Genomic DNA, 12924 nt, shown 5'->3' with positions numbered 1-12924 from the left:
TCCTTAAGTCACTGGTATTGAGGCTAACGGAACGATATCGGCTCTCCCGCAGGCTCGATCGCTCGGCAGGAGCAGCAGAACATGGCTGGTCGTTGTGGGCGTTTGATGGTCCGCCAAGTGGCGAGGCTGCAGTAGCGCGGACGATGTCTCCCGATGAGGTCACCAACTCCTGCACGACGCCTCTAAAGCAGGCGTCGTGCAGGAGTTGGTGATCGCCTGTTTATTGCGAGCGGTCGGTGGCAGGTTGGTCGCCAGCGGGCCCAGATGCCGAACATCACGTCACAGGTTCGCCAAGAAGCAAGGAGCGGGCCCGGGCCCGGAAGCCGATGTCCAAGCTGGCACTGGTTACAAGGAAGCCCACGACATCGGCGGCTCGCTTGGCAGCTACCTCCTCGTATAGGCCACCCATGTCCTCTGGCTTCTCAATGCGCTTGCCGAGTGCGGTGACGGAGGTGGCCAGCTCAAGCATTCGCAGAGCTGGCAGCACTGCGTCCGGACGCGTCAAGATGCGGATCACCAGTTCACGAAGCCGTGGGAAGTACGTCGGAAGCAGCTCAACATGTACCTCATCCGGGAGGGCGCCACTGCGTTTGATGGTCTCCAGCAAATGCGACAGACCTTGCTTCTCGCGCAACCCTGCTGGCCCTCCAAACAAGTACTCCTGCAAGCCGCGATCAGGGTCAGCGATGTGAGTGGCCCTCAGGGCTTCCACCGCATGGCTCAGCGCGAGCAGGTACAGCCACGCGCAGTCGAGAACGAGGGCTAGGTGCTGCGGGATCCGGGGGTCCAGGTGCTGGGCGACAGCGGCGAGCTCGTCGACCATCTGCATCGGGTTGCGGTGCTGTTCGGTGATCCAGTACGTGAATTCTCGGTAGTCCACGAGCGGCTTCAGGCGCTTGTCCAACCCGCTGAAAGCACGTAGAACGGAGGTGGCCTTCTCCGGCTGAAACAGCCATGCCAGCGGCTCGGCATCCAGCGCGAGATCGCAGGAATGCAGGTCTTCGAGCCGGGTAACCTCTGCACTGTTCAGCGCGGAGATCCTCAGGCGGGATGTCAGCTGCCGTGCGGCATTGGTCAGATCCTTCTCACGGACCATATAAGCGGTGTCCGCAGCAAAGAAGTCAGCGACGCCCCGGACCCAAAACATCCGGTTTGTCGAGCCCTTACTGGAAGTCTTGCAGTCCACGATGGCGCTCTGGAGGCGAAATCCTCCCCCGACTGTGTATCCGAGGACGTCCAGGTCGGTGTATGCCTCGGGGGCATCAGAGCGGCGCCCCCGGGGCCCAGTCGGCGAGGCGTCGCGCATGGCAACGCTTCGGAGCACCACGTCCAGGCGAGTCGTGTAGCCCATCTTCCACAGCAGCCGGCGAGAGGCGACCTTGAGGCCCAGATCGAGTTCGCTCATCGTGCGTGTCCCCTTCCGAGCGCAGCATTCACAACGCTCTGCCACTGCTTTGGGCTGACCGGGGCCTTGATCCGTGTCCGCTGCATGGTCTGCATGGGCGCCGTGAACGGTTGCCCCAGCGCTAGTGTCTGCCGGGCTTGTTCATCGCCCACCCGACCATCGAGCTGCTCGCCGAACGCGATCAGGTCACGGGCGACCCGCAACGCCTCACGGTTGTCTGGCGTATCGATGAACCGCGGAGTCACCCACCTACCGCCCGGCATCATGTCGGGGTCGAAGGCGATCAGCCCAGCCGCGTGTACCAGTCGGTACTGCCGTTCGTGGGACTCATGCGGGTACAGGAAACCGCGGTTCGGATCGAGCAGCTTGTCGATAACAGCTACCAATGCATCGGGCGAAAGGTTGGTTGCGCCTCCGAAGTGCTGTCCGCATCGTAGACAGGCCAGCACTGCCAGCGCCTTCTCCAGGACTGGTTTACGGTTACGCAGCAGTTCTCGGTCAAGTGTGTAGGGCAGTGCTGCGAACGGCTGCACGGTGCTGTTCGGCAGCTCCACCGCAGGGGCAAGGATCAGGCCTCGTTTGATCGCGTCCTGCAGCAGAGGCTGACTATCGCCGACTGGCAGGCCCTGTTCCCCCCGCACAGCTGCGAACGCTTCCGCAAGCTGGTCCGCGCCGTGATCGCGGACCAGCTCAGCGATCACCTGCGGGTTCTCGAAGCCGAAGAACGGCGAGTACAGCACATCACCATCCGGCATCTGGATCCGTTTGACCAGTCCGGATCGCTCGCCCACCTCCAGCAAACTGGGCAGCATGGCTGAGTCCATGCCTACCTTGCTGGCAGCTTCCTCCTCTGGCACGGGCCCGTCAGCCAGGTAGTCCACGAGGAGTACCATCTGTTCCTCGGTCTCCGATGGCTGACGATCTCGCCACGCCTCCCCGAGCTTCGCGTACAGGTCGTCGTAGTACGGCACGCTCTCGGTAAACCGAGTGATCTTGCCGCCTGAGCGTTGTACCCCCTCGACGAATCCCATGTCTGCTAGCGCAAGGACGACCTGATCGAAGGCGAACACGCTGACATCGAGTTGTTCTGCCGCAACGGCGCGCAGAGCCTGGGCGTTGTCGATGACCTCCTGGCCGCGAACCAGGGCGGCCAGGCTGGCGGCCATGCCTATTAGCTGTGTGTCCGCCAGCGGCGTCAGCGAGCCCGAGTTCGGGTCTACATTTCGCAGTCCCGCATGCACATCTTGGCAGCGCAATCCCTCGTCGAACTTCTCCATCGAGCCACCTCGCCCGTTATCGGATGCAGCAAACCCGTTCCCAATTGTGTGACTTATATCACATTTTCCATGCCTTGGAGTGCTTGAATCATGAGATGCGGGCGAGCTGGGCCGGCTGTACGTGCCCCCTCGCGGCCCTCACTTCCTCGTCTCCGAGCGCGCCCTTGCAGCGTGACCGCTGGGAGCTCACTCCTTGGAACGTCAACCGCGTTGACTGGGCGCTCGTAGGCGAGGCCTGAGAGGTCCGTCACGGTGATCGCCGGGGCGTCGTGGTTGTTCCAGCGCGGACCTGACGTCCTGCCGGTCGATCGTGAACTGCGGCCACCTCGTTCCGCAGATGAACGGGCGCTGCCAGCCTCACAGGACAACGCGAAGTCAGCCCCCAGTGCCGACACCCAGCAGGGTGTTGGTCAGGGGCAGAACTACGACCACCGGAGATCCAGTTACGACTACCAGTGTCGGCGGCCTCCCTTACGCTGTGCATGCAGTGCTTGACGCGAGGGCGGGGTGTTGTGGGGCAGGAGACCAGGGCCGGGGTGCGGAACCCTCCAAGGGCGTCCGCTCTGATGGAGAGCCTGCGTTCGTTCGGCTACGACATGGCCACCGCGCTCGCTGACCTTGTGGACAACAGCATTACGGCCGGAGCGACCCAGGTGCGGGTCGAGTTCTCAACCACGGAGGGCCAGAGCTGGGTCGCGATCGTCGACAACGGTAAGGGAATGACTGAGGCCGTGCTTCACAAGGCACTACGGCTGGGAGGGGATGGGCCGACGGCGCTCCGCGACCGGGCCGATCTCGGACGCTTCGGGCTAGGCCTGAAGACGGCGTCTCTGTCCCAGTGTCGTCTGCTGACTGTTCTGTCTCGTAGAGCTGGCCGACTTACGTGCCGTTCGTGGGACCTCGAGCACGTCGCGAGGGTCGACGACTGGGAGGTACTCACAGAGGCCGACGCCGACGCGCTGCAGATCGCGGAGGAGGTCGCCTTCACCGGCACCGGGACGATGGTGCTGTGGAGGCACCTGGACAACGCCGGCGAAGGAAAGGTACTGGCGCAGCGCATAGGCCAGGCCCGAGTCCGGCTGGCCATGTGGTTCCACAGGTTCCTGGCCGCTGGCACGCTCGACCTACGCGTCGGCCCACGCAGCGTCAGGGCCTGGGATCCGTTCTGGCGGAAGTGGATGGCCACCCAGGACCTAGGTACGGAGTTCCTGGGCCCACAGGGGGCGGTGAAGGTCACTCCGTTCGTCCTTCCCCACCCTGCGCGACTCAGCAACCAGGAACTGGATCTCGCAGCCGGGCCTCGTGGGTGGAACGCCCAGCAGGGCTTCTACGTGTACAGGCGCAACCGCCTGGTCTCCGCCGGCGGCTGGCTCGGGCTCCCGGACCTCACGAATACCCATCAGACCCGTCTCGCCCGGATCGAGGTGGACATCGATCAGAAGGCGGACTCGGCTTGGCAGGTCGACGTGCGCAAGTCCCGAGTTCACGCGCCTCCCGGTCTTGAAGCTGACCTCACACGGCTGGCCTGCGCCGCCCGTGAGGCCTCTGTCCGGGCTTTCCGGCAGCGTGCAGTGACCCTGACGCGAGCCCGGGGCGCGGAGATCACGTTCGGTTGGCTGCCGCGACAGAGGGGCGGTGCGATCGACTACGTCGTCAATCGCCAGCATCCAGTCGTGCAGGCCGCGTTGGAGGCGCCTGGCAGGGCAACAGTCGAGGCTCTGCTGCGCCTGGTCGAGCGCACCGTGCCGGTCGGGCTGATCGCCATCGAGGCGGAGCGGGACGAGACACGCACCCCGCAGGCGGCGCTCGAGCACGACGACGAGAACGTGGTTCGCGCCGAGCTGACGGCGATGCTTGTCGGACTGCCGAAGGATCCCGTCGCGCGGGATCGCCTGGTTCGGGCACTGGCCTCGGTTGAGCCCTTCAACCGCTTCCCAGCCCTGGTGGCTGAACTGACCTCAGAAGTAAGCACGGACGGAGATGGAAGATGAGCAGCGATGACCTGAAGTTCGCTCTCGACATCGCCGAGGCGATGGTCATGCGGATCGACCGCTCCTCCAGGACCCGAGAGGCCCTCATCCAGGTGGCGGAGGACGTGCATGGGGCCGTGCGTCTGGTGCGCCCCGGTGTGACCGCGGAGGAGATCGCCCGTGCCCTCGAGGAGCGCTTCAACGTCTGGGCCCCTCGGGAAGTCTGGGTCCTCGATCCAGCCAAGCACAGCCAGTGGCTCGACAGGCGCGAGAACGACATCGAGTGGCGGTACTGGGACCGCTACAAGAACTGGCTGCTGCACAGGAAGGGTTGGAAGCCGGCGACGGTCGAGACACTCAGCGACTCGACGAACACGGTGCTGTCCCTCATGGAGGACCCAGAGCGCCCAGGAGGTTGGCTGACGAGGGGGCTGACCTACGGCCAGGTCCAGTCCGGCAAGACAGCCAACTACACCGGTCTCGTCTGCAAGGCCGTCGACGCCGGCTACCGCGTGGTGATCGTCCTCACCGGGGCGCACGAGAGCCTGCGCCACCAGACGCAGGCACGCCTGGACCTGGAGTTCCTGGGATTCGACACACGATTCATGCGCGAGCGTACAGCCGGGTCCACGTACATCGGGGTTGGCAACCTTGACATGAAGGAACCCCTGCTGTGCATGTCGATGACCACGCAGAACAAGGACTTCAACTCCAACACGCTCGAGTCGACACCAGTGGACCCACGACGTGTGCGCCTTCTCGCGGTGGTGAAGAAGAACGCGCGCATCCTGGAGAACCTCCGGCTGTGGCTCCAGGGACACGGAACGGAGCAGCCGGACGGCAAGAAGGTGATCACAGACCTTCCGCTGCTCATCATCGACGACGAGGCCGACTACGCGTCCGTGGACACGAAGAAGCCGCGCCGAGGGCGAACCGCCAGCGATCCTGACCACGACCCCACCGCGATCAACCGCTGCATAAGGGAGATCCTCGGTACCTTCGAGAAGCGCGCCTACGTGGCGTACACAGCGACTCCGTTCGCGAACATCTTCATCTCGAACGACACCGATCACCCGGACCACGGGGATGACCTCTTCCCGAGCAGCTTCATCGTGGCCCTGAACCCGCCGTCCAACTACTGCGGTCCGGAGACCGTGTTCGGACTCGACGATCCAGCGGCGGACGAGGTCCGAGAGCCCCTTCCCGTGATCCGGATCGTGGAGGACGAGGCTGCCTGGATGCCCGACGACCACACGAAGGACCACGAGCCCGCAGGTCGGCTCCCCGGGTCCCTGGTCGAGGCCGTCGACGCCTTCGTGCTCTCGACAGCCGCTCGGAAGGCGCGGACTGCGGAGTACGGCGTTGAGCCGGGGCACAACACGATGCTGGTCCACGTCACCCGATACCGGACCACCCAGGTCGCGGTCGCGCGACAGATCACGTCACATCTGCGGGAGATGGACAACCTCTGGGGAGACCACGGAGCAGCCGGCCAGCGTCTGCGGGGCCGGCTCCGTGAACTCTGGGAACGTGACCACGTGAGCACCTACGACACGTTGCGCGAGCGGTCGGATCTCAGCGGTCTTGTGGGCGAGCCGGTCGACTTCGACCAGGTCCTCGCCCAGATCCCCGGTGTACTCGAGGACTGTGTCAAGGGTGTGAAGACCATCAACGGTCTGGCGGCCGACGTCCTCGAGTACGAGTCGAGCACGCCGGCCACGGTCATTGCGGTTGGTGGCGACAAGCTCTCCCGCGGCCTGACGCTGGAAGGCCTCACGGTCTCGTACTACCTGCGTGCGTCCAGGACCTACGACACGCTCATGCAGATGGGCAGGTGGTTCGGTTACAGGAACGGCTACCTGGACGGGACACGCCTGTACACCACGAAGAGCCTGGTCGACTCATTCGTGCACGTCACTCGTGCGAATCGCGAACTCATGGATCTCGTCTCGTTCCTGGCAGAGACGAACAAGCGGCCTGCCGACGTGGGCCTGCGAGTACTCGACGGCTACGAGAAGCTCCAGGTGACCGCTGCCGCGAAGATGCGCGGCTCCACGGTCATCTCCCTCTCCTCGGCCGGTCAGCGGCCCGAGACGCTCTTCATGCGCACGGGCAGGCAGGACGTCGTCGAGAACTACGCCCGCCTGGAGCGCCTGGTGGAGGACATCCAGGACTGCGACCAACTCGAACCGGAACTGCGGTACGGCAGCACGGGCTTCTTCCGGACCGGGGTTCCCGCCCGAGTAGTGACCGAGTTCCTGGACGGCTTCAGCGCGTCGGGGAGGAACCTCCAGGCATCGCCCAGCCTCCTCAAGCAGTACATCGAGAACCAGGTCGCCCGGGGCGAACTCACCTCGTGGACCGTAGCCGTGACCGCTGGTGCCTCTCCTCACCAGCGCCTGGACGTCGGCGGGGACACGTTCAGGCAGGTCACCCGTAAGCCCCTGGGTGTGAACTCCGACAAGCAGGTGGCGGAAGGCACCGACTTCCCGGTCGGTGTGCTGGTCAGCCCGGGCCACGAGGCCATCGGGATCCCGCAGGCGGCCCACAAGCTGGCCGAGGAGGCGACCCTGCTGGACTTCAGGAACAGCGGCGGCGGTGGTAAGGAACCCGTGCGTCCCAGCGGCCGGCAGCTGCGTCAGCACCGTGACGCACGTGAGGGCCTTCTCCTCATCTACCCGGTGGACGCGACTCAGGTGGCCTACCCCGACGGCCTCACGGACGTTACGCGGGTCGGTGCTGACGGTACGACGCAACGACTTCCGCTCGTGGGTTACGCGTTGTCCCTCCCAACGTCCGAAACCGCCAGGTCCACCAAGTACCGCGTCAACGAGATCTACCTCAAGGAACTCCAGGGAATGGTCGCGGACATTACTGACGAGGCGGAGGAAGCGTGACGAGCCCCAGTGCGGCGCAGATATCAGCGCTGTTCGATGCCCTTGAGGCCGAGACGCCCGTTGGACCGGGTGCAGTGCGTCGCCGCCTGCAGTCCGCCGTGACGCTCGACGTCTTCGCCGAGGTCAGATTTCCCGAGGGCGAGTGGGCCGTGCTCATCGACAGCTCGGAGCACCTCGACGACCGGGACCTGGTGCTCGCCAACGGCCTCACCTGCTCGGTTCAGGCCGGGAACGTGGAGATCGTGGCTCAGCCCAGCACCGATCGGGGCGTGTTCTCCGCCCTTCTGGCCGACCTGCTGGGGCACCTTGCCAGCACGTCGGCGGCTCCTGCGGCGACCGTCACCCGTCGGATCGCCACGTGGCAGCGCATGCTGGGCCGGGGGCTCGGGCAGGTTCTGGGACCCGAGGAGCGGGCCGGCCTGTTCGGGGAGCTGCTCGTGCTCAGGGACATCGTGGTTCACGCCCTTGCCGGTAACGCGGTCGCCAGCTGGACCGGCCCACGCGGTGGCGCGAAGGACTTCCTGTGGGGTGACTGGGGACTGGAGACCAAGACCACAGTCAGTAGGCAGCGGTTCCCGAGGTGTCGGATCCACGGTGAGGAGCAACTCGGTACTGGTTCACTCACGACTCTTCTGCTCACGCACCAGACGCTCCGCAGGGACTCCACCGGGCTCAGCCTCCCCGACCTGATCGATGAGCTGCGGGAGCACCGCGGTCTGACCGGCCAGCTGTCCGAGCTGGAGGACGCCCTGCTGGAGGCCGGCTGGGTCGAGAGCCACCGGCGTCACTACGAGGACGAGCGCTGGATACTCGCCGGGCGCAGGTTCTACCGCGTCGAGGACGGTTTCCCACGGATAGTCAGCTCGATGCTCCCAGCCGGCGTGTCAGGCGTCTCCTACAATCTGGACCTGCGGCTCTGCGGCCCCTTCCAGGTGGACGAGGCCACGGCTCGGGACCTGCTGGGGTACGAGACGAGTCGTTTGGGGGAGGAGCACCTTGTCCGAGAGTGATCTGCGGGACTTCGCCGAGGACCTTCACGAGACCGCCCGCGCGAATTTCGGGGAGTCAACGGGGACGCCTTACTTCAACGACTCCTTCACGGAGGTCGTGGGCGGATACCTGGTCGAGGACGGGGCACTCGAAGGTGTCGAACCCTGTTACTTCCGAAAGGAGACCGACACCGGACGCGGAGCGATGGAGGTCTTCGGGTACTTCATCGGCCGCGGTGGAAGTGCGCTGGACATCGTTACCGCCGACCTGAACCGGAAAGCCGAGGTGATCCGGAAGGCCGAGGTCCAGCGGGCCCTTCGGCGGGCCCGAAGCTTCGTGGATCGTTGCCGTCGGGGAATCCATCTGGATCTGGCCGAGACCGATCGCGCTCACCCCATGGCCCTCGCGATCTACAACGCTTGGCCTGAGCTGTCCAGGGTGAGGATCTTCTTCGTCACCGACGGGCGTGTGACCGTCGACGCGTGGGACGAGGAGGAGGTTGCCGGCCTCAGGTGCACGTACGAACTCTGGGACATCGCACGTCTCCACCGTCTCGCCTCGTCCGGCAGGCCAGAGGAGGACACGGTGATCCACCTGGACCCGCCCCTCGCCTGCCTGCCAGTGCCAGGTGACGACGACTACTCGTGCCTGCTGACCGCGATACCCGGAAACGTCATCGCGAAGCTGTACGACGAGTACGGTGCCAAGCTGCTCCAGCGCAACGTGCGTGCCTACCTGCAGGCACGCACCAAGGTCAACAAGGGCATCGGGGAGACCGTCCGAAACACCCCTGGCCGTTTCCTCGCGTACAACAATGGTGTGTCAGCGACCGCCAGTGCCGTGGTCACAGCGCCTGGAACCGGAGGCGTCCACGAGATCAGCCAGCTGGTGAACCTGCAGATCGTCAACGGAGGCCAGACAACGGCCTCGCTGCACAACCTGTGGACCCGCGACCCTCGCAGCCTGGACCGGGTGTCCGTATCCGCGAAGATCACCGTGGTCGGCGGAGACGTGCTGGACCAGCTCGTTTCGGAGATCTCGCGGTGCGCGAACTCCCAGAACGCGATCAAGGAAGCGGACTTCCAGGCCAACGGACCGTTCCACGTGGCGATCGAGAGGCTCTCCCGATCCGACTGGGTGCCGGCACGGGAGGGGAGTACGGCGCAGTCCCGCTGGTACTACGAGCGCGTGCGCGGCCAGTACCAGGTGGACCTTTCCAGGCTGGACCGCGGCAAACAGCAGCGTGACTTCCGGGCGCAGAATCCCATCTCACAGAAGTTCGGCAAGACTGACCTCGCCAAGTACGAGCTGGCGTTCCTCGGACGTCCCCACGACGTGAGCCTCGGCGCAGAGAAGTGCTTCCAGATCTGGACGTCCGACGTCCTCGGCGGAGCAGCCCCAGTGGTGCCCGACCGCCGGCACTTCCGTCACCTGGTGGCCAAGGCGATCATCTTCGGTCGTACCAGGAAGATCATTCAGTCCATGAAACTGGGTGGCTACCTCGGGCCGACCGCCACCTACGTGATGTCACTGGTCGTCGACCGGTGCGTCGACCAGATCGACCTGGACGAGATCTGGCGGACACAGGATCTCCCGGCCTGGTTGCGTGAGGCTGTTCCCGGCGTGGCGAACGACGTCGTTCGGCCCCTGCTCGTGGACGCTCCCGAGGCGGCCAACGTCACCGAGTGGTGCAAGAAGGAGGCGTGCTGGGATAGAGTGCGGGCTTCTGCCTGGGCCCCGTGACATCCACACCTACCTGATCGTTAGGATGTGTAGCCGGGCAACCATCTTTTCCGGTGCCCTGAACACTGCTGCGTCACTGCCCAGCGGTACGTCTGGGACGGACCGCATCAGCCGTTTGTGCCGAGCCACCGAAAACTATGGCGGTTCGGGGCATTTGGTTGATTGCCATGGGTTAACTGTGGTGTCGTGGTCCCCGTCATAGGGCGTCGAGCGGAGGGTGTGGGGTGTCGGGCAGGACTCGTGCGCCAGGGACCTACGGGGTAACTCTGGTGCGCAGCAAATACCTCCCTCTGGAGCCGCACCCCGACTCCTGCACGCCCGACACCTTCCGGGAGTGGGTGGGCCGTCACAAGGACGAGCCCTTGGCGGTGGACCTCTTCTCCGGGGCGGGGGGCCTGAGCCTCGGCCTCAAGCGCGCAGGGTGGACCGTTGCCGCAGCCGTCGACAGGGACGAGCGTGCGCTGGAGACGCACCGGCACAACTTTCCGGGCATGAGCCTCAACCTCGATCTCGGTAGTCCAGACGATCGTGAGAAGCTGCTGTCGCTGTTCGAGGGCGTGAAGGTGGACCTCGTGGCCGGCGGTCCGCCCTGCCAACCGTTCAGTCGGGCAGGCAGCGCCAAGATCCGCAGTCTGGTGAAGGCCGGCGTCCGTGACAAGCACGACCTCCGCAAGGAGCTCTGGCGCGCGTACATCGAGATCGTGCTCGCACTCAGGCCGCGAGCGGTCCTGATGGAGAACGTCCCGGACATGGGCCTTGCGGATGACTTCCGCGTCGTCCGCATCATCGATGAGATGCTCGAGGATGCTGGCTACGCGACTCAGGTCCAACTCGCGGATGCATGGAAGTTCGGCGTGCCCCAGCACCGGAGGCGACTGATCCTCCTGGCGCGGCTGGACTCCCTCGAGTTTCGATGGCCTGCGCCGAGCGACCAGAAGGTCACGCTTCGTGATGCGATTGAGGATCTCCCGCCGATCCCCACGGGTGAGACGGGACACCGGGAGACCCGCTACCCGTCGCGGAAGAAGCTTTCTGCATTCGCCCGGGAGATGAGGGAGGGTGCGCCGAAGGGGCTGGTCCATGACCACATGACCCGTCCGGTACGTGCCGACGACGCGGAACTCTTCGAGCTCATGGACGAGAAGAGCATCTACTCGGACCTCTACGAGAAGTACAAGGACGATCCCGAGAAGTCAAAGCTCTTCCGCTACGACACCGAACACTTCACGGACAAGTACAACCGACTCGGGTGGAACGAGCTCAGTCGGAGTATCACGGCTCACATCGCCAAGGACGGGTACTGGTACATCCACCCGGGTCAGCCCCGGACGCTGACCGTCCGGGAGGCTGCTCGAGTCCAGACGTTCCCTGACGGTTTCCGTTTCGCGGGTATGCGGAGCGATGCGTTCCGTCAGATCGGCAACGCCGTTCCTCCGCTTCTGGGCGCGGCAGCTGCACTTGCGGTGAAGGCGCATCCCGAGGACTCGGTCGACGGGCCGCTTCAGCCGTACTGGCGTACGGTGCGCCGGGAGCTGACGGACTGGGCGACGGACCTTCGCAAGGGGACTGGCTGGAGCGCACTGCCCGGCCGGGAAATGGGCCGGCCCCAAGCGGCCGTCGCTGCTCTGCTCAGCACCGGTCGAGGAGGTCAGGGGGGTACAGCCGAGGCTATGGCGCAGGTCCGCGGCCTGGCGACGCTTACCCGGGCGGCCTACAAGAAGCTTCTGGATTCGGCTCCGAGCGCTGCTGCGAGGAAGTCCTTTGAGCGAATGGAAGTAGTCGCCGGAAAGCGGAAGGCATGGGAGGACGACGAGCGGGTCGTTACCGCAATCGGGTTCAAGCCGAACGAGCGGGCCGTCTTCAGGCTCCTGAGGGACAACGATCTTCTTCTGGCATCCCATGGCGCAATCCGCGTCGCCGAGCGTGTGGCAGGCACTGGTTCTGACCGTGAGTCCGCCAACGCTCTCAACGACGGGCGCGTGAACCTCTCGAAGCTGGTTGGTGCAGGCGACGAGGCACCGCTCCGAATGGCTGCTGTGCGGTTGTTGAGCCTGACCAACTGCCGTGCCGTGGGACCGATCTGCTCCGGGTGTCCTCTCAGTGAGCTCTGCGCCAGCAAGGACGAGCTGTCCGAGCAGGCGCTTTTCTGACCACACGGCTCAGGACTCCCCTCGGGCAGTCGACCGGACTCGGAGCGCTGAGCCGACGGGGTCTCGACGGGTCTGGCACTCCCAGATCCGGAGAACGGTCCACCCGTCGGCCTCGGCGGCACGGGTGTTGCGCTGGTCCCGCTCCCTGTTGGCTGCGATCTTCTGCGTCCAGCGTTCGGCGTTGGGCCCCCTGTACTCGGCAGCGCCGTGCTCGGGGCACCCGTGCCAGAAGCAGCCGTCAACGACGACGGCCACCCGATACCTGGGCAACACGAAGTCGGGCGTACATCTGGGTGCCACCGGTACGTGAAGCCGGAATCGGAGTCCGAGGGCGTGGACGTGCTGCCGAAGGACGACCTCCGGTTTGGTGTTGCGGGTGGCACGCCCGCGAAGGTGCGCCCCCGCGGCCGTGCTGACCCATCCCTCCATCGCCCTCAGCCGTCCTTCCCATGTGCAGCACCCCAGTGCCGGCTCACCCGTTCACGCGCGCCT

At 65.2% G+C, this 12924-nt stretch carries 8 protein-coding genes; 5 read left to right on the top strand and 3 right to left on the bottom strand.

The window, feature by feature from the left end:
* Positions 1 to 274 precede the first annotated feature (274 nt).
* A complete protein-coding gene (locus C7C46_RS28255; RefSeq protein ID WP_110672767.1) occupies positions 275 to 1405 on the bottom strand; it encodes a hypothetical protein in 1131 nt (376 codons plus the stop codon).
* On the bottom strand, positions 1402 to 2682 hold the full coding sequence (locus tag C7C46_RS28250; RefSeq protein WP_110672766.1) for a hypothetical protein: 1281 nt from the start codon (positions 2680 to 2682) through the stop codon (positions 1402 to 1404). Before C7C46_RS28250 ends, C7C46_RS28255 begins: the two co-directional genes overlap by 4 nt.
* Before the next feature lie 566 nt (positions 2683 to 3248).
* Here C7C46_RS28250 and C7C46_RS28245 point away from each other — a divergent pair.
* The 5 genes from C7C46_RS28245 (at position 3249) to C7C46_RS28225 (ending at position 12432) form a co-directional block, all read left to right on the top strand.
* A complete protein-coding gene (locus tag C7C46_RS28245; RefSeq protein ID WP_181442581.1) occupies positions 3249 to 4673 on the top strand; it encodes an ATP-binding protein in 1425 nt (474 codons plus the stop codon).
* On the top strand, positions 4670 to 7549 hold the full coding sequence (locus tag C7C46_RS28240) for a Z1 domain-containing protein (RefSeq protein ID WP_110672764.1): 2880 nt from the start codon (positions 4670 to 4672) through the stop codon (positions 7547 to 7549). The genes C7C46_RS28245 and C7C46_RS28240 overlap by 4 nt, the downstream gene beginning before the upstream one ends.
* A complete protein-coding gene (locus C7C46_RS28235) occupies positions 7546 to 8559 on the top strand; it encodes a PD-(D/E)XK motif protein (RefSeq protein ID WP_110672763.1) in 1014 nt (337 codons plus the stop codon). Before C7C46_RS28240 ends, C7C46_RS28235 begins: the two co-directional genes overlap by 4 nt.
* Entirely contained in the window at positions 8546 to 10282 is a 1737-nt protein-coding gene (locus tag C7C46_RS28230; protein WP_110672762.1) for an AIPR family protein, read from the top strand. Before C7C46_RS28235 ends, C7C46_RS28230 begins: the two co-directional genes overlap by 14 nt.
* A gap of 269 nt (positions 10283 to 10551) precedes the next feature.
* On the top strand, positions 10552 to 12432 hold the full coding sequence (locus C7C46_RS28225; protein WP_245985078.1) for a DNA cytosine methyltransferase: 1881 nt from the start codon (positions 10552 to 10554) through the stop codon (positions 12430 to 12432).
* 9 nt (positions 12433 to 12441) lie between these two features.
* On the opposite strand, the gene C7C46_RS28220 is transcribed toward C7C46_RS28225, so the two are convergent.
* Positions 12442 to 12861 (bottom strand): very short patch repair endonuclease, encoded by a 420-nt coding sequence (locus C7C46_RS28220; RefSeq protein WP_110672760.1) that lies wholly within the window; start codon positions 12859 to 12861, stop codon positions 12442 to 12444.
* Positions 12862 to 12924: the final 63 nt, after the last annotated feature.

The sequence above is a fragment of the Streptomyces tateyamensis genome (assembly GCF_003205575.1).
In the GTDB taxonomy this organism is placed as follows: domain Bacteria; phylum Actinomycetota; class Actinomycetes; order Streptomycetales; family Streptomycetaceae; genus Kitasatospora; species Kitasatospora tateyamensis.
This window is presented reverse-complemented; position numbering and strand designations above follow the sequence as displayed.